Source organism: Pseudomonas sp. TE6288 (assembly GCF_054062095.1).
In genome coordinates, this window is the sequence record NZ_JBSSEW010000014.1 from 143066 (window position 1) to 160611 (window position 17546).

The 17546-nt window shown below is 62.9% G+C and carries 15 protein-coding genes and 6 tRNA genes; 7 read left to right on the top strand and 14 right to left on the bottom strand.

Features of this window, described 5'->3' with window-relative positions; genetic code table 11:
- Window positions 1-48 precede the first annotated feature (48 nt).
- Window positions 49-1290, bottom strand: coding sequence for a glutamine synthetase family protein (locus tag ACVWY1_RS16515; RefSeq protein WP_457378524.1), 1242 nt, complete (start codon window positions 1288-1290; stop codon window positions 49-51).
- Window positions 1291-1494: 204 nt separating this feature from the next.
- On the bottom strand, window positions 1495-1983 hold the full coding sequence (gene bkdR, locus ACVWY1_RS16520; RefSeq protein ID WP_028691050.1) for a Bkd operon transcriptional regulator BkdR: 489 nt from the start codon (window positions 1981-1983) through the stop codon (window positions 1495-1497).
- Window positions 1984-2181: 198 nt separating this feature from the next.
- On the opposite strand from bkdR, the gene ACVWY1_RS16525 reads away from it, so the two are divergent.
- The 4 genes from ACVWY1_RS16525 to lpdA are packed head-to-tail and all read left to right on the top strand — an operon-like array spanning window position 2182 to window position 7125.
- Entirely contained in the window at window positions 2182-3414 is a 1233-nt protein-coding gene (locus tag ACVWY1_RS16525; RefSeq protein WP_094011875.1) for a 3-methyl-2-oxobutanoate dehydrogenase (2-methylpropanoyl-transferring) subunit alpha, read from the top strand.
- Window position 3415: 1 nt separating this feature from the next.
- Complete coding sequence (locus ACVWY1_RS16530) at window positions 3416-4474, top strand: alpha-ketoacid dehydrogenase subunit beta (RefSeq protein WP_038706568.1); 1059 nt, start codon at window positions 3416-3418, stop codon at window positions 4472-4474.
- The gene (locus ACVWY1_RS16535) at window positions 4475-5743 is read left to right on the top strand and encodes a dihydrolipoamide acetyltransferase family protein (protein WP_139673372.1); all 1269 of its coding nucleotides are present in this window, start codon (window positions 4475-4477) and stop codon (window positions 5741-5743) included.
- Between the two features lie 2 nt (window positions 5744-5745).
- Entirely contained in the window at window positions 5746-7125 is a 1380-nt protein-coding gene (lpdA, locus tag ACVWY1_RS16540) for a dihydrolipoyl dehydrogenase (protein ID WP_457378516.1), read from the top strand.
- Between the two features lie 72 nt (window positions 7126-7197).
- Here the strand turns inward: lpdA and ACVWY1_RS16545 are convergent, their stop codons facing one another.
- Window positions 7198-8196 (bottom strand): sensor domain-containing diguanylate cyclase, encoded by a 999-nt coding sequence (locus ACVWY1_RS16545; protein ID WP_457378517.1) that lies wholly within the window; start codon window positions 8194-8196, stop codon window positions 7198-7200.
- Window positions 8197-8453: 257 nt separating this feature from the next.
- Between ACVWY1_RS16545 and ACVWY1_RS16550 the strand changes: the two genes are divergently transcribed.
- Window positions 8454-8978, top strand: coding sequence for a hypothetical protein (locus ACVWY1_RS16550; RefSeq protein WP_177486058.1), 525 nt, complete (start codon window positions 8454-8456; stop codon window positions 8976-8978).
- A gap of 19 nt (window positions 8979-8997) precedes the next feature.
- Here ACVWY1_RS16550 and ACVWY1_RS16555 read toward each other — a convergent pair whose 3' ends face one another.
- Complete coding sequence (locus ACVWY1_RS16555; protein WP_277505292.1) at window positions 8998-10401, bottom strand: aminotransferase-like domain-containing protein; 1404 nt, start codon at window positions 10399-10401, stop codon at window positions 8998-9000.
- Between the two features lie 186 nt (window positions 10402-10587).
- On the opposite strand from ACVWY1_RS16555, the gene ACVWY1_RS16560 reads away from it, so the two are divergent.
- Entirely contained in the window at window positions 10588-11790 is a 1203-nt protein-coding gene (locus tag ACVWY1_RS16560) for a benzoate/H(+) symporter BenE family transporter (RefSeq protein ID WP_198754048.1), read from the top strand.
- Window positions 11791-11812: 22 nt separating this feature from the next.
- Here ACVWY1_RS16560 and ACVWY1_RS16565 read toward each other — a convergent pair.
- Window positions 11813-11889 (bottom strand) — tRNA-Arg (locus ACVWY1_RS16565).
- Window positions 11890-11963: 74 nt separating this feature from the next.
- Complete coding sequence (gene phnN / locus ACVWY1_RS16570; protein ID WP_457378518.1) at window positions 11964-12587, bottom strand: phosphonate metabolism protein/1,5-bisphosphokinase (PRPP-forming) PhnN; 624 nt, start codon at window positions 12585-12587, stop codon at window positions 11964-11966.
- Window positions 12588-12932: 345 nt separating this feature from the next.
- On the opposite strand from phnN, the gene ACVWY1_RS16575 reads away from it, so the two are divergent.
- Entirely contained in the window at window positions 12933-13259 is a 327-nt protein-coding gene (locus ACVWY1_RS16575) for an Arc family DNA-binding protein (protein WP_003254499.1), read from the top strand.
- 65 nt (window positions 13260-13324) lie between these two features.
- Here ACVWY1_RS16575 and mgtE read toward each other — a convergent pair whose 3' ends face one another.
- The 8 genes from mgtE to ACVWY1_RS16615 form a co-directional block, all read right to left on the bottom strand.
- A complete protein-coding gene (gene mgtE / locus ACVWY1_RS16580) occupies window positions 13325-14767 on the bottom strand; it encodes a magnesium transporter (RefSeq protein WP_023629439.1) in 1443 nt (480 codons plus the stop codon).
- Between the two features lie 401 nt (window positions 14768-15168).
- Window positions 15169-15245, bottom strand: a tRNA-Arg gene (locus ACVWY1_RS16585).
- A gap of 72 nt (window positions 15246-15317) precedes the next feature.
- Window positions 15318-15394 (bottom strand) — tRNA-Arg (locus ACVWY1_RS16590).
- A 72-nt stretch (window positions 15395-15466) separates the two neighbouring features.
- Window positions 15467-15543: transfer RNA gene (locus ACVWY1_RS16595), tRNA-Arg, on the bottom strand.
- Window positions 15544-15613: 70 nt separating this feature from the next.
- A tRNA-Arg gene (locus ACVWY1_RS16600) sits at window positions 15614-15690 on the bottom strand.
- Window positions 15691-15738: 48 nt separating this feature from the next.
- Window positions 15739-15829 (bottom strand) — tRNA-Ser (locus tag ACVWY1_RS16605).
- A 72-nt stretch (window positions 15830-15901) separates the two neighbouring features.
- The gene (csrA, locus tag ACVWY1_RS16610; protein ID WP_003254503.1) at window positions 15902-16090 is read right to left on the bottom strand and encodes a carbon storage regulator CsrA; all 189 of its coding nucleotides are present in this window, start codon (window positions 16088-16090) and stop codon (window positions 15902-15904) included.
- Between the two features lie 168 nt (window positions 16091-16258).
- Entirely contained in the window at window positions 16259-17494 is a 1236-nt protein-coding gene (locus ACVWY1_RS16615) for an aspartate kinase (protein WP_028691060.1), read from the bottom strand.
- Window positions 17495-17546 lie beyond the last annotated feature (52 nt).

Here is a 17546-nt window from a genome sequence, read left to right on the forward strand (position 1 = left end):
GCAGCAAAAAGAGCCATGGGGGCGCATCCAGTAGCGGTTGTGTCGCGCTCAGGCCTGCGCGGCCAGCACGCGGCGCTCCCAGGGGGTGATTTCATCGAAGAAATCGCTCAGTTCCAGGGTCTTGGTGGCGATGTAGCCTTCGATGAACTCCTTGCCGAACAGTTCCCGCGCCAGGTCGCTGCGCTTGAGCCGCTCAAGCGCGGCATGCAAGGTGCAAGGCAGGCTGAGGTATTCCGGCACCTCGAACTCGCCCTGGATGGCCGGCGTCGGCGCGATCTGCCGCTCAATGCCGTGCAGGCCAGCGGCAAGGCTCGCGGCAATGGCCAGGTAGGGGTTGGCATCGGCACCCGGCAGGCGGTTTTCCACCCGCCGTGCCACAGGCGAGCTGGCCGGAATGCGCAGGCCCGCGGCACGGTTGTCCTCGGACCAGCAGGCGTTGTTCGGTGACGCATAAGGGTGGCACAGGCGCTGGTAGGAATTGACGTTCGGCGCGAACAGCGCGGTGAAGTCGGCCAGGCAGGCCTGCAGGCCACCGATGAAATGGTGGAAGGTGTCGGTCGCCCTGCCCTGCTCGTCGCTGAACACGTTGCGCCCACTGCCGACCTCCACCAGGCTCTGGTGAATGTGCATCGAACTGCCGGGTGTGTGTGCCAGTGGCTTGGCCATGCACACCAAGATCAGGCCATGCTTGAGCGCGACCTCCTTGAGCAGGTGCTTGAACAGGAAGGTCTGGTCGGCCAGCAGCAAAGGATCGCCGTGCAGCAGGTTGATCTCGAACTGGCTGACACCCATCTCGTGCATGAAGGTGTCGCGTGGCAGGCCCAGCGCCGCCATGCAGCGGTATACCTCGTTGAAGAACGGGCGCAGACCGTTGTTGGAGCTGACACTGAAGGCCGAGTGGCCCATTTCCCGGCGTCCGTCCTTGCCCAGCGGCGGCTGGAACGGCTGGGTCGGATCGGCGTTGGCGGCAAAGACAAAGAATTCCAGCTCCGTCGCCACCACCGGGGCCAGCCCGCGCTGCGCATATCGGGCGATCACCGCCTTGAGCTGGCCACGGCTGGACAACCCTGAAGGGCTACCATCGAGTTCCACCGCATCGCAGATCGTCAACGCCCGAGGTTCGTCGCTCCAGGGCAGGCGATGGATCTGCGAGGGTTCGGCCACCAGCGCGAGGTCGCCATCGTCGCTGCCATAGTATTTTGCCGCCGGGTAACCGCCCATGATGCACTGCAGCAGCACGCCACGGGCCATCTGCAGGCGGCGCCCCTCGAGGAAGCCCTCGGCGGTCATCACCTTGCCGCGGGGCACGCCGTTGAGGTCGGGGGTGACGCACTCGATTTCATCGATGCCCTCCAGGAGCACTGCCTGGTTGCGCGGGCCTTCGGTCGTCATGACGCTGTCCTTCTTGTTGTGTTCGCATGCCGGGAATGGCGACGCACACAACATAGGCCGGGGGTGTTTAAAATATCAAGCACCCCAGGCACCGCGCCCGGATCATTGCTCGCGCAACGTCATGCCATTGGCCGGCAGCGGCAACGCGGTCTTGTAGCGCACCTGCTTCAAGGCAAAGCTGGAGCGAATGTTCGCCACCCCGGGCAAGCGTGTCAGGTAATCGAGAAAGCGCTCCAGTGCCTGGATGCTTGGCAGCAGGACCCGCAGCAGGTAGTCGGGGTCGCCGGTCATCAGGTAACACTCCATCACCTCAGGGCGCTCGGCAATTTCTTCCTCGAAGCGGTGCAGCGACTGCTCCACCTGCTTTTCCAGGCTGACATGGATGAACACATTCACATCCAGCCCCAGCGCCTCGGGTGACAACAACGTCACCTGCTGGCGAATCACCCCCAGCTCCTCCATGGCCTTGACCCGGTTGAAGCACGGCGTGGGCGACAGGTTGACCGAACGCGCCAGCTCCGCGTTGGTGATGCGGGCGTTTTCCTGCAGGCTGTTGAGGATGCCGATATCCGTTCGATCCAGTTTACGCATGAGAGAAATTGACCTGGTTTTTGTGTTTGTACGGAATGTTTATCTGCGCCACGGGAGAAAGGCAACGAACTTGAGAGAAAAATTCTCCTGCCGTCCCCCTATGATGTAAAAAGACGCTGACCTGCCAGTCACGAGCCGGCAGTCAGCGGCGGCCGCTTCAAAGCTCACAAAAACAACATTCGAGCGAGCGTAAAAAGCATGAACGAGTACGCCCCCCTGCGTCTGCATGTGCCCGAGCCTACAGGCCGGCCAGGCTGCCAGACCGATTTCTCCTACCTGCGCCTGAACGACGCGGGTCAAGTCCGTAAACCCCCTATCGATGTGGAAGCCGCCGACACTGCGGACCTTTCCTACAGCCTCGTGCGCGTGCTCAACGAGCATGGCGACGCCGTTGGCCCGTGGGCCGAGGGCATCGAGCCGCAGGTGCTGCGCCAGGGCATGCACGCCATGCTCAAGACGCGCATCTTCGACAGCCGCATGGTGGTTGCCCAGCGTCAGAAGAAGATGTCCTTCTACATGCAGAGCCTGGGCGAGGAAGCCATCGGCAGCGGCCAGGCCCTGGCCCTGAACCGCACCGACATGTGCTTCCCCACCTATCGCCAGCAGAGCATCCTGATGGCCCGCGATGTGTCGCTGGTCGACATGATCTGCCAGCTGCTGTCCAACACCCGTGACCCGCTCAAAGGCCGCCAGTTGCCGATCATGTATTCGGTGCGCGAGGCCGGCTTCTTCACCATCAGCGGCAACCTGGCCACCCAGTTCGTCCAGGCGGTCGGCTGGGCCATGGCCTCGGCGATCAAGGGCGATACCAAGATCGCCTCGGCATGGATCGGTGACGGCGCCACCGCCGAGTCCGACTTCCACACCGCGCTGACCTTCGCCCACGTCTACCGCGCCCCGGTAATCCTCAACGTGGTCAACAACCAGTGGGCGATCTCGACCTTCCAGGCCATCGCCGGTGGCGAGTCGACCACTTTCGCCGGCCGTGGCGTGGGTTGCGGCATCGCTTCGCTGCGAGTGGACGGCAACGACTTCATCGCCGTCTACGCCGCCTCGCGCTGGGCCGCCGAACGCGCCCGCCGCGGGCTGGGCCCGACGCTGATCGAGTGGGTCACCTACCGCGCCGGCCCGCACTCGACTTCGGACGACCCGTCCAAGTACCGCCCGGCCGACGACTGGAGCCACTTCCCGCTGGGCGACCCGATCGCCCGCCTCAAGCAGCACCTGATCAAGCTTGGCCACTGGTCCGAAGAAGAGCACCAGGCGGTCACCGCCGAGCTCGAGGCCGAGGTGATCAAGGCGCAGAAGGACGCCGAGCAGTTCGGCACCCTGAGCAACGGCCATATCCCCAGTGCCGCGTCGATGTTCGAAGATGTGTACAAGGAAATGCCCGACCACTTGCGCCGTCAGCGCCAGGAACTGGGGGTCTGAGATGAACGATCACAACAACAGCATCCATCTGGAAAACGCCATGTCCACCACCACAATGACCATGATCCAGGCCCTGCGCTCGGCCATGGATGTCATGCTCGAGCGCGATGACAACGTGGTGGTCTATGGCCAGGACGTTGGCTACTTCGGCGGCGTGTTCCGCTGCACTGAGGGCCTGCAGACCAAGTACGGCAAGTCCCGCGTGTTCGACGCACCGATCTCCGAAAGCGGTATCGTCGGCACCGCCGTGGGCATGGGCGCCTATGGCCTGCGCCCGGTGGTCGAGATCCAGTTCGCCGATTACTTCTACCCCGCCTCCGACCAGATCGTCTCGGAGATGGCCCGCCTGCGCTATCGCTCGGCCGGTGAGTTCATCTCCCCGCTGACCCTGCGCATGCCTTGCGGTGGCGGCATCTACGGCGGCCAGACCCACAGCCAGAGCCCCGAGGCGATGTTCACCCAGGTCTGCGGCCTGCGCACCGTCATGCCATCGAACCCCTACGACGCCAAGGGCCTGCTGATCGCCTCGATCGAATGCGACGATCCGGTGATCTTCCTTGAGCCCAAGCGCCTGTACAACGGCCCGTTCGACGGCCACCACGACCGTCCGGTGACGCCGTGGTCCAAACACCCGCACAGCGCCGTGCCGGATGGCTACTACAGCGTGCCGCTGGACAAGGCGGTGATTACCCGCCCAGGCAACGACGTCACCGTGCTGACCTATGGCACCACCGTATATGTGTCGCAAGTGGCCGCCGAAGAGAGCGGCGTCGACGCCGAGGTCATCGACCTGCGCAGCCTGTGGCCGCTGGACCTGGAGACCATCGTCGAGTCGGTGAAGAAAACCGGCCGCTGCGTGGTCGTGCACGAAGCCACCCGCACCTGCGGCTTCGGCGCGGAGCTGGTATCGCTGGTCCAGGAGCACTGCTTCCATCACCTCGAAGCGCCGATCGAGCGCGTCACCGGCTGGGATACCCCCTACCCCCACGCACAGGAATGGGCCTACTTCCCCGGCCCTTCGCGGGTAGGCGCGGCACTGAAACGGGTCATGGAGGTCTGAATGGGCACGCACGTCATCAAGATGCCGGACATTGGCGAAGGCATCGCGCAAGTCGAGTTGGTGGAATGGTTCGTCAAGGTCGGCGATGTGATCGCCGAAGATCAAGTGGTGGCCGATGTCATGACCGACAAGGCCACCGTGGAAATCCCTTCGCCGGTCAGCGGCAAGGTGCTGGCCCTGGGCGGCCAGCCCGGTGAGGTGATGGCGGTCGGCAGCGAGCTGATCCGCATCGAGGTCGAAGGCAGCGGCAACCATGTCGACACGCCCCAGGCCAAGCCGGCCGAGCCGGCACCGGCAGCGGTACAGGCCGCGGCCCGCCCCGAGCCACGCGTCGAGTCCCAGCCGCAGGTTGCCGCGACCCACGCAACCGCGCCCATCGTGCCGCGCGAGGCCCACGACAAGCCACTGGCCTCCCCGGCGGTGCGCAAGCGCGCCCTGGATGCCGGTATCGAGCTGCGCTACGTGCACGGTAGCGGCCCGGCCGGGCGCATCCTGCATGAAGACCTCGACGCCTTCATCAGCAAGCCGCAGAGCAGCACTGGCCAGGCGCCAGGGGGCTATGGCAAGCGCACCGACAGCGAGCAGGTACCGGTGATCGGCCTGCGCCGCAAGATCGCCCAGCGTATGCAGGACGCCAAGCGTCGCGTCGCCCACTTCAGCTACGTCGAGGAAATCGACGTCACCGCACTCGAGGCCCTGCGCCAGCAGCTCAACGCCAAGCATGGCGACAGCCGCGGCAAGCTGACCCTGCTGCCGTTCCTGGTGCGCGCCATGGTCGTCGCCCTGCGCGACTTCCCGCAGATCAATGCCACCTACGACGACGAAGCCCAGGTCATCACCCGCCACGGCGCGGTGCACGTCGGCATCGCCACCCAGGGTGACAACGGCCTGATGGTGCCCGTGCTGCGCCACGCCGAAGCCGGCAGCCTGTGGAGCAACGCCAGCGAGATCGCCCGTGTCGCTCACGCGGCGCGCAACAACAAGGCCAGCCGTGAAGAGCTGTCCGGCTCGACCATCACCCTGACCAGCCTCGGCGCCCTTGGCGGCATCGTCAGCACACCGGTGGTCAACACCCCGGAAGTCGCGATCGTCGGCGTCAACCGCATGGTCGAACGGCCGGTGGTGATCGACGGCCAGATCGTCGTGCGCAAGATGATGAACCTGTCCAGCTCGTTCGACCATCGCGTGGTCGACGGCATGGATGCCGCACTGTTCATCCAGGCCGTGCGCGGCCTGCTGGAACAGCCCGCCTGCCTGTTCGTGGAGTGATCATGCAAGAGCTCATCAACACCACCCTGCTGATCATCGGTGGCGGCCCCGGCGGCTATGTGGCTGCCATCCGCGCCGGGCAACTGGGCATCCCCACCGTGCTGGTCGAAGGCCAGGCCCTGGGCGGCACCTGCCTGAACATCGGCTGCATTCCGTCCAAGGCGCTGATCCATGTGGCCGAGCAGTTCCACCAGGCCAGCCGCTACACCGAACCCTCACCGCTGGGCATCAGCGTGTCCTCGCCACGCCTGGACATCAGCCGCAGCATCGAGTGGAAAGACGGTATCGTCGACCGCCTCACCAGCGGTGTCGCCGCGCTGCTGAAAAAACATGGTGTGAAGGTGATCCATGGCTGGGCGAAGATCCTCGACGGCAAGAGCATCGAAGTCGACGGCCAGCGCATCCAGTGCGAACACCTGCTGCTGGCCACCGGCTCCAGCAGTGTCGAACTGCCGATGCTGCCGATTGGCGGGCCGATCATTTCCTCCACCGAGGCCCTGGCGCCCAAGGCCATGCCCGAGCACCTGGTGGTGGTCGGCGGCGGCTACATCGGCCTGGAGCTGGGCATCGCCTACCGCAAGCTCGGCGCCAAGGTCAGCGTGGTGGAAGCCCGCGACCGCATCCTGCCGACCTACGACGCGGAGCTCACCGCGCCGGTGGCTGACTCGATCAAGAAACTCGGCATCGCGCTGTACCTGGGCCACAGTGTCGAAGGCTATGCCGACGGTTGCCTGCTGGCCAGCGACGGCCAAGGTGGCCAGCTGCGCCTGGAGGCTGACCAGGTGCTGGTGGCCGTGGGTCGCCGCCCACGCACCAAAGGCTTCGGCCTGGAAAGCCTGGACTTGAAGATGAACGGCGCTGCCATCGCCATTGACGAGCGCTGCCAGACCAGCATGCGCAACGTCTGGGCCATCGGCGACGTGGCCGGCGAGCCGATGCTCGCGCACCGGGCCATGGCACAGGGTGAAATGGTCGCCGAGATCATCGCCGGCAAGACGCGGCGCTTCGAGCCGACCGCAATCGCCGCGGTATGCTTCACCGATCCGGAAGTGGTGGTGGTCGGCAAGACCCCGGAGCAGGCCGGCCAGCAAGGTGTGGATTGCATCGTCGCGCAGTTCCCCTTCGCCGCCAACGGCCGGGCCATGAGCCTGGAGTCGAAGAGCGGTTTCGTGCGCGTGGTGGCTCGCCGCGACAACCATCTGATCCTCGGCTGGCAAGCCGTGGGCGTGGCGGTTTCCGAACTGTCCAGCGCCTTCGCCCAGTCCCTGGAGATGGGCGCGCGCCTGGAAGACATCGCCGGGACCATTCATGCCCACCCGACGCTGGGCGAGGCGGTGCAGGAAGCGGCGCTGCGCGCGCTGGGGCACGCACTGCACATCTGATTGAAGACACTGAAGCGGCAATAGCCGATTTTACCCGCTGCGCCCCAGGCGCCGCGGGTCCTTTTTTTACCATCACTCGGCTACGGTGTTTTTGCCTTGCGCCTTTGCCCGATACAGCGCCTGGTCCGCCCGCGCCAGCAACCCGCCGGCATCGTCCCCCTCGCGCCACTGCACCACGCCATAGCTCATGGTCAGCCGGCACGTGCCGATAGGCTCGATCGCCGCCATCGCCACGCGGATCGACGAGGCCACTGCACAGGCTTGCTGCAGCGACGTGTGCGGCAACACCACGGCAAACTCATCACCTCCCCAACGTGCCAGCAGCCCCCGACCGCCCAGACACTGACGGATACGCTCGGTGACCTCGATCAGCGCCGCGTCGCCACGGGCATGACCGTGCAGGTCGTTGATCGGCTTGAAGTCGTCCAGGTCCATGGCGATCAATGCCAGTGGCTCACGGAAGCGCCGGGCGCGCTCGCACTCCTGCTGAAGCGTTTTCTCCAGGCGATAGCGATTGGCGGTGCGGGTCAACGCATCCCGCTCGGCCAGTTCGCGGTTCTCATCCAGTTGCCGCTGCAACTGCTGGTTGACCCAGGACAGCTCGCAGGTTCGCTCGGCCACCTGGCTCTCCAGCGATAGATTGCGCTGTTCGAGCTCCTCCACCAGGCGCTTGCCTGCGTCGATATTGCGATGAGCCCCGAGCATGCGCGCCACCGAGCCATCGGCGTTGCGGGCGATGATATGGCCGCTGTCCTCGACCCACAGGTAACTGCCATCGTGGCAACGGCACCGGTACTCGATGCGGTAGTGCTCGTTGCGCTGGGTGATGTAGGCCTCGAAATGCGCCATCACCCGCGGATAGTCCTGCGGGTGTATCACGCTTTCCCAGGTCAGCACGGAGTTGTCCAGCGAGTGGCTGGCGTAACCCAGCATCGCGTACCAGCCTGAGTTGCGGTAGACGTAGCCGCTGTTGGCATCCCAGTCCCAGATGCCGTCGCTGATCAGCTCGAACAAGGTGTGCAATTGCTGCTCGGTGAAGCCGGCCGGTATCGGCTTTGCTGCCTGACTCATGGACACTCTCCCTGCTGCCCAGCAACTGCGCCCCGTAACCGGTGCTGCCGACACTTGCTATTTTTTTGCCGCTAGCGGCAATACCGTTCCTCTGCCGGGCAAGCATATTCCGAGCGAGAGGTCGCCGGAATAGCCCTTACGGCCTATTTTGCCGCTCCACCATCGCTGGCACAGCTTTTGCCCCTTTAGTCGCCTCTTTAACAGTCGTTCACGGAGGAAACATGCTTATCACAGCGAACGGCCTGGGGTGGCAGACCGTGCAGCAACAGCAACGCAGCGTTCTCGAACAGCCTGCAGCACAGTTGCCCGCGCTCCAGCCGCTGATGGCCAGCGCGAAAACCTCGGCGCAGCAGAACAATCAGGGCAGCACCTCGCAGCAGCACGCCGAAGACAATCGCAAGGAGGCCTTCGCCAAGCTGATGGTCATGCTGCAAAATCCGGACGCGGCCAAGCGTGAACAGGCCAGCGTGGGCAAACAGGAAGGATCCAGCGCCCTCCAGGAGTTTCGCGATTACATGGCCAAGTCGCCGGCAGAGAAGATCAAGGAAAAGATGTTTCAGGAGCTGGGCTTGAGTCCGGAGGAGTACGACGCGTTGCCGCCCGAGCAGAAAATGAGGGTCGACCAGCTGATCGCCCAACGCTTGCAGGACGAGGTCGAGCGCAAAACCCAGGCCAGGCTCGAACAGCAGGCGCAGCGAGAACAGGCCACCACTCAGCCGCAAAGCGTCCTGAACTCGACAAATGACGATGATACCGAGCGACGCTACACCGCCAAGCTTTGAGCCGGGCTTTGTCCCCGGTTCAGTAGAAGCGTTTCGGGTCCCCTGACTCGAGCAGGCTGGCCAACTGGGTCAGGGCGAAGCGCAACTCCTCCCGGCTGGTCGGCGACATCAGTACGACCCGCACGCCACGCGGATCGCCCGTGCGCTCCACCTGGAACTGGCTGGCGCTCATGACCGCCACGCCATTGGCTCTCGCCAGCATCGCGAACTCGTCGCTGCGCCATGGCTCGGGCAAGTTGAGCCAAAGGTGGTAGCTGTGCGGCTGGCTTTGCAACGACGCATCGGTGAAGACTTCACGGGCGATGGCTTGGCGTGCCGCAGCCTCGGCGCGGTGCATGCGGATCAGCTGGCTGTCCAGCCCTTCGCCGATCACATGGCTGGCCAGTTGCGCGGTCAACGGCGAAGGCATCCACACCGTGCTGCGTACCATGGCAGTCAGCCGCGACAGCAGTTTCAGCGGGCTGTACAGGTAGCCGATGCGCAACGCCGGCATGACGGACTTGGACAGGCTGGTGAGGTAGATCGAACGCTCCGGTGCAAAAGTCGCCAGCGGCCGGGCCTGTGGATCGGTGGCGAGGAAGCCGTAGATGTCGTCGTCCAGCAACAGGAAGTCGAACTCCTCCGCCAGCGCCGCGATCTGGGCGCGACGCTCGTTGGACATGATTGCCGTGGTCGGGTTCTGACAGGTTGCCACACACACCAGCATGGCTGGCCGCTCGCGCTGGCAGATCTCGCGCAACGCCTCGGGGATGATGCCCTGCTCGTCCATCGGCACACCACGCAGGCGGCGGCCCAGGCCGTGAGCCACGGAGATGATACCCGGGTAGCACAGCGACTCGCACAGCACCAGATCACCCGCCGCGGTCAAGGCGCTGATCGCCACCATCAGCCCGTGCTGGGCGCCGCTGGTGATGACCACCTGCTGCCACTGCGCACCCGGCAGCCACTGCCGTAACCATTGCGCGCCCGCCTCGCGATGCGCCGGATGGCCGCCGTCGGGGGCGTAGTCCAGCACCTGCTCCAGCCGCGCGGTATTGGCCAGTTCGGTCAGCGCGTTGCGCAACCAGTACTGCAGGGTTTCGCCGTAGGGCTTGATGATCGACAGGTCGAGCACTTCGCTGCGGGCAACGGGCGCTGCGGCGGAGGTCGCGCGGGTAACGGCAGGGGCCTCGCCCGTGTCGCCGATCCGGTCAAGAACGTAGGTGCCGCGGCCCACCTCGCCCTGGGTCAGGCCGCGACGCGACGCCTCGGTGTAGGCGCGGCTGATGGTGCCTGGCGTAACGTCCAGTGCCTGCGCCAGTTCGCGTAGCGTCGGCAAGCGCTCGCCACGTCGCAGGGCGCCACTGGCGATATCGTGCGCCAGCGCATCGGCGATGGACAGGTAGACAGGCTGATTGCTTTCGCTGATCCGTGGAACCCACATGAGACGGCTACCGGGCTTAAATGATTGAAATTTGAACACACAGACCGACTTGAGTCGATCCTCCGAGCGATTCAAGTTGTGAACAGCAGCCGCGTGAGAGCAGCCCCTCTTGAATTCAGGCCACGTTACCGTATAGATTCAATTTGAATCGAATCAATCGAATCAATCAACTCATCTGGACTCACCATGGATAATCTCAGAAAGGATTTTTCCCTCTCCGCCCTGGTCGCCGGCCTGATCGCCGTGATCATCTCCTACGCCGGCCCCTTGATCATCGTGTTTCAGGCCGCCGACCAAGCCGGCCTGGGCAACGAAGCGACCGCATCGTGGATCTGGGCCATTTCCATCGGCAGCGGCCTGACCGGCCTGCTGCTGAGCTGGAAACTGCGGGTACCGGTGATCACCGCCTGGTCCACGCCCGGCGCGGCGCTGCTGGTATCGATGCTGCCGAGCGTGTCACTGGCTCAAGCGGTGGGCGCCTATATCGTCGCCTCGCTGCTGATCGCGGTGATCGCCCTGAGCGGCGCCTTCGACAAGTTGATGAATCGCCTGCCAAAGGCCATCGCCGCGGCGATGCTGGCCGGCATCCTGTTCCGCTTCGGCGCCGAGCTGTTCAGCTCGATCCGCCTGCAGCCCGTGCTGGTGCTGTCGATGCTGGCGAGTTACCTGCTGTTCAAGCGCCTGTCGCCGCGCTACGCGATTCTTTCGGTGCTGATCGTCGGCTGCGGCCTCGCCGCCGGCCTGGGGCAGTTGGACACCCAGGCGCTGGTGCTGGAAATGACCGTCCCCACCTGGACCAGCCCGCAGTGGAGCTGGCAGGCCATTGTCAATATCGGCCTGCCCTTGGCGCTGGTGTCGCTCACCGGCCAGTCGGTGCCCGGTATCGCCGTGCTGCGCACCTCCGGCTACCAGGTACCGGCACGCCCGATCGTCTCGGTCACCGCCCTGGGTTCGCTGCTGCTGGCGCCATTCGGCTGCCACGGCGTCAACCTGGCGGCGATCACAGCGGCCATCTGCACCGGTCGCGAAGCCCACGAGAACCCGGACAAGCGCTATATCGCCGGCATGGCCTGCGGTGCCTTCTATCTGCTGATGGGCAGCTTCGGCGCCACCTTGGCCTCGGTGTTCGCCGCCCTGCCGAAGGAACTGATAGCCGCCCTCGCCGGCCTGGCACTATTCGGCGCGATCGCCAACGGCCTGGTGGGCGCCATGAGTGACGAAAAACAACGGGAACCGGCGCTGATCACCTTCCTGGTCACCGCCTCTGGGATGAGCTTGCTCGGCCTTGGCGCCGCATTCTGGGGGCTGATCTTCGGGCTGGCTGCACACCTCGCCCTGAGCCACAGACAAACGGCTCGACAGCCCCGGGAAGGCATCCAGGCAAGGTAAACGAAGGAGAATTGGAAAGAGATGGCGTCCCAGGCAGGATTTGAACCTGCAACCTTCCCCTTAGGAGGGGGATGCTCTATCCAATTGAGCTACTGAGACACAGAGGCCGACAACAGACGCTGCGCGGCGGGGACGGCGAGCATGTTAACCAGCATGTGCGCATTTGTCATGTATCAATCGGGCATTATGCACGTCGGCCTTTTTCCCTGCGTGTCAGCGATCACGCCTTCGGCGCGCAACAGCGCGATCAAAGCTTCCACCGCACCGGCCAACGGCCCGGAATTGTCCACGACATGCACACCGGGATCGTAGGCCTGCAGTCGGAAATTGCGGGCCAGGCGTTGCTCGATCTGCTCGGTGCTTTCTCTTCCACGGGCCAGCAAGCGCTGGCGCAGCACCTGCGGGGAAACAACCAGCCCGACGGCTACGAGATCAGGGTAGCGCTGCCGGGCGATCGGCAGGTACGCACGCGAGCCGTTGACCAGTACCGAGCGCCCCGCAGCGAGCCATGTATCCAGTTGCGCAGGGATGCCATAGCGCAGGCCATTGGCCTGCCAGTCCAACGCAAAGGCCCCCGCTTCGCGCATTGCCTCGAAACGTTCGGCGCTCACGCCATGCGCGGCTTCACCCTTGGCCTCGGCCGAACGCGTGATGACCCGCCGAGCGATTTCGACCCCCTGGGTGAACAATCGCTCACGGGCCGCCTCAAGCAGGGAATCTTTTCCTGAACCAGACGGTCCCATGAGGAATATCAGGCGCCCCCTTGAGGCCACCCCACCGCTTGCGTCATATTGCATAGCCACTATGCTCAATGTATGGGAAACCAGCGCATTTGATGATTTTCCCTGACCCTTTGCTGTCTTTTACCAGATTTTGACGGCATTTGTCTGACACCTGTGCAATTCGATGAATGTGAAACTTTTCAAACCAGTGCTCATTTCTGATAATTGGTACTGGCAAAAAGCCTTTATCGAGATCACTATTTGTCACAGAATTGACGCCAAGGAAACGGCGATCATGAGGCAAGATGAAGAACCAAAATCACATCACGGTTGAACATTTTGTCGTCGCCGCGGTCGTACTTCCACCGTGCGGCCAATTTGAGAACCGCTCCCCTGAACCAGAACAACCGGTCAATTTATATGCGCCCAATGAAACAGGCTATCTACTCCAGCCGCACCGCTGACAAGTTTGTCGTCCGCCTGCCAGACGGGATGCGTGAGCGCATTGCCGAGGTAGCGCGCAACCATCACCGCAGCATGAACTCCGAGATCATCGCCCGCCTGGAGCAGAGCCTTATCCAGGAAGGTGCTCTGGGTGACGAGCTGAGCATGCGCCTGGACAGCCCAGAGCTCAGCCTTCACGAACGCGAATTGCTGCAGCGCTTCCGCCAGTTGTCCCACCGCCAGCAGAATGCGCTGGTCGCCCTCATCGCCCACGATGTGGAAATGGCCGCCGACGCGTCCTGATCCTGCCAAGCGAACACAAAAAAGCCAGCGTAAGCTGGCTTTCTTGTTTCTGGCGCTCCGTCGACCTACATCAGGAACAGCGTTGCCAGGCCGAGGAAGATGAAGAATCCACCACTGTCGGTCACGGCAGTGATCATCACGCTCGAGCCCATTGCCGGATCTCGGCCCAGGCGCGTCAGCGTCATCGGGATCAGTACACCCATCAGCGCTGCCAGCAGCAGGTTCAAGGTCATCGCGGCGGTCATGACCAGCCCCAGCGACCAGCTGCCATACAGCCAGAACGCCACCACCCCGATCACACCGCCCCAGACCAGGCCATTGATCAACGATACCGCCAGCTCCTTGCGCATCAGGCGGCTGGTGTTGCCTGGTGACACCTGGTCCAGCGCCATGGCGCGAACGATCATGGTGATGGTCTGGTTGCCGGAGTTACCGCCGATACCGGCAACGATCGGCATCAATGCCGCCAGGGCCACCAGCTTCTCGATGGAGCCTTCGAACAAGCCGATCACCCGCGACGCGACAAACGCGGTGATCAGGTTGATGGCAAGCCACGCCCAACGGTTGCGCAGCGAGCGCCAGACCGAGGCGAAGATGTCTTCCTCTTCGCGCAGACCGGCCATGTTGAGCACTTCGCTCTCACTTTCCTCACGGATCAGATCGACCATTTCATCGATGGTCAGGCGGCCGATCAAGCGCTCTTTCTTGTCCACCACCGGAGCGGATACCAAGTCGTATCGCTCAAAGGCCTGAGCCGCGTCGTAGGCATCTTCCTCGGGGTGGAAGGTCACCGGGTCATTGGCCATGACCTCCGCGACCTTCTTGTCCGGGTCGTTGACCAACAACCGCTTGATGGGCAGCACGCCCTTGAGAATACCGTCGTAATCGACCACGAACAGCTTGTCGGTGTGCCCTGGCAGCTCCTTGAGCCGGCGCAGGTAGCGCAGTACCACTTCGAGGCTGACATCTTCGCGGATGGTGACCATCTCGAAGTCCATCAATGCACCGACCTGCTCCTCGTCGTAGCTCAGGGCCGAGCGCACACGCTCGCGCTGCTGGGCATCGAGGCTCTCCATGAGTTCATGGACGACGTCGCGGGGCAATTCCGGAGCCAGGTCGGCGAGTTCGTCAGCGTCCATCTCCTTGGCGGCCGCCAGCAACTCGTGATCGTCCATGTCGGCGATCAGGGTCTGACGCACGGCATCGGAGACTTCAAGCAGGATGTCGCCGTCACGGTCGGAGCGCACCAGCTGCCAGACCGTCAGGCGATCGTCCAGTGGCAGGGCTTCGAGGATGTAGGCGATGTCGGCGGGGTGCAGGTCGTCGAGCTTGCGCTGCAGCTCGACCAGGTTCTGGCGGTGGACCAGGTTTTCCACCAGGTCATGGTGATGACCTTCCTGACGGTGCGTCAGGTCCTCGACCACCCGCTGGCGCTGCAACAGTTCGATCACCTGGGCCAGGCGATCCTGCAGGCTGTCTTGGGTTTTCTTTACTTCGATTTCGGTCATAGGCGAACTCCACTCCCAGCAGCGGAGCACGCCGGGAGAATCAATCGGTCAGATCTGTCTGTATGAAGCGTGTTAGCGAGTAACTACTGGGTAAGTCCATGGTGGTATTCCACAAGCCCCGGCGGGGCTGACGGGCGCAATCATACACTGTGCAAGCTGTCGGATCGCTTAAATTTTTGGCTAGAACAATCGTTTGCGCGCTAAAGCTGTGACAACGCTCGAAGCCATCAGTGCGACGGTTGCTCTGGCGTTAAAAGCACATTCGTTTTGTGTCGACTCGATCTTCAGCTGCAGACCCTTGCAAGGAAGGCCTACAGCAGTAGCTTAGATGGACATCTGCGACAATTCAGCGCATATGGAAAAACAAAAAGCCCGCTCAAATGAGCGGGCTTCTTGATGTATGGCGGACTCAGCAGGATTCGAACCTGCGACCGCTCGGTTCGTAGCCGAGTACTCTATCCAGCTGAGCTATGAGTCCGTGGTGGTAGTTTTAGGCCAGGTTACCACTGGCTTGTTGAAGCGTCTTTGCAAGCAGAGCCACTTCAAAAAGTGGCGGACTCAGCAGGATTCGAACCTGCGACCGCTCGGTTCGTAGCCGAGTACTCTATCCAGCTGAGCTATGAGTCCGTGGTTGGTAGTTTTAGGCCAGATTACCACTGGCTTGTTGAAGTGCCTTTGCAAGCAAAACCACTTCAAAAGTGGCGGACTCAGCAGGATTCGAACCTGCGACCGCTCGGTTCGTAGCCGAGTACTCTATCCAGCTGAGCTATGAGTCCGTGGGGTAGTTTTAGACCAGGTTACCACTGGTTGATTGAAGCAGCCTTGCAGGCAAAGCCACTTCAAAAGTGGCGGACTCAGGAGGATTCGAACCTCCGACCGCTCGGTTCGTAGCCGAGTACTCTATCCAGCTGAGCTATGAGTCCGTGTCTTGCTGTGCCATTCGGATCGCTTGAAGCGCTCCAGGCAAATAATGGCGGTGAAGGGGGGATTCGAACCCCCGATACCCTTATGAGGTATACTCCCTTAGCAGGGGAGCGCCTTCGGCCACTCGGCCACCTCACCGCAACACGAGGCGAATATTAAACACACCCTTCCTCGTTTGCAACCCTTTTTTTGAAAAAAACTTCAAAAGAATTAAAGGCTTGGCTCCTCGTCCTTCTCTTTCTTGATCCGCAGGTAGATTTCCTCGCGGTGAACGGCCACTTCTTTCGGCGCGCTCACGCCGATACGCACCTGGTTGCCTTTGACACCCAGGACCGTCACGGTGATCTCACCGTCACCAATGATCAGGCTCTCGGCGCACCGACGAGTCAGAATCAGCATAGTTTTCTCCTCACATGAATCTTCAGGGACAACAGTCTTTGATAAGCAGGGCCTGGCCGGGGACGACGGCGCAGACCCGAATCGACCACCACAGGCGCCTGGACAGGGACACCAGCAGCGGCCAGAAACGCGAAGGGCGCGGCAAGCCGCGCCCCTCCAGGCAGCGTCTTACTCACCCTGTCGGGCGGGAGCATCAAGCTCGAACGCGGTATGCAGCGCGCGTACAGCCAGCTCCAGGTACTTCTCTTCGATCACCACCGAGACCTTGATCTCGGAGGTGGAGATCATCTGGATGTTGATGCTCTCCTTGGCCAGGGCTTCGAACATGCGGCTGGCGACACCCGCGTGGGAGCGCATGCCGACGCCGACGATGGACACCTTGGCGATCTTGGTGTCGCCGATCACTTCACGCGCGCCGATTTCGCGGGCGGTGTTCTCCAGCACGCTCAGCGCCTTCTCGTACTCGTTGCGGTGCACGGTGAAGGTGAAGTCGGTGGTGTTATCGTGCGAGACGTTCTGCACGATCATATCGACTTCGATGTTCGCGGCGCTGATCGGGCCGAGGATCTTGAAGGCAACGCCTGGGGTGTCCGGGACGCCACGAATGGTCAGCTTGGCCTCATCACGGTTGAAGGCGATACCGGAAATGATCGGCTGTTCCATGGATTCCTCTTCATCGATGGTAATGAGGGTACCCGGACCCTCCTTGAAGCTGTGCAGCACGCGCAGCGGGACGTTGTACTTGCCGGCGAACTCCACCGAGCGGATCTGCAGCACCTTGGAGCCGAGGCTGGCCATTTCCAGCATCTCCTCGAAGGTGATCTTCTCCAGACGCTGGGCCTGGGGCACGACACGCGGGTCGGTGGTGTAGACGCCGTCGACATCGGTATAGATCTGGCACTCGTCGGCCTTCAGGGCCGCCGCCAGGGCCACGCCGGTGGTGTCGGAACCGCCACGACCGAGGGTGGTGATGTTGCCGTGCTCATCGACACCCTGGAAGCCGGCGACCACCACGACACGGCCGGCCTTGAGGTCGGCGCGGATCTTCTGGTCGTCGATCTGCAGGATGCGCGCCTTGTTGTGGGCGCTGTCGGTGAGGATGCGCACCTGGTTGCCGGTGTAGGACACCGCCGGCACGCCGCGCTTCATCAGGGCCATGGACAACAGGGCGATGGTGACCTGCTCGCCGGTCGAGACGATCACGTCCAGCTCGCGGGGTTCGGGCTTGTCGGTGATCTGCTTCGCCAGGTCGATCAGGCGATTGGTTTCCCCGCTCATCGCCGACAGCACGACCACCAGGTCGGTGCCTTGCTCGCGGAATTTCTTGACCTTGTCGGCAACCTGCTCGATCCGCTCGATGGAACCGACAGAGGTACCGCCAAATTTCTGTACGATCAACGCCATTTCAAAGGTGCCTCAGCCCTAAAGGGCCCCAAAAAACAATCCAACATGAAAC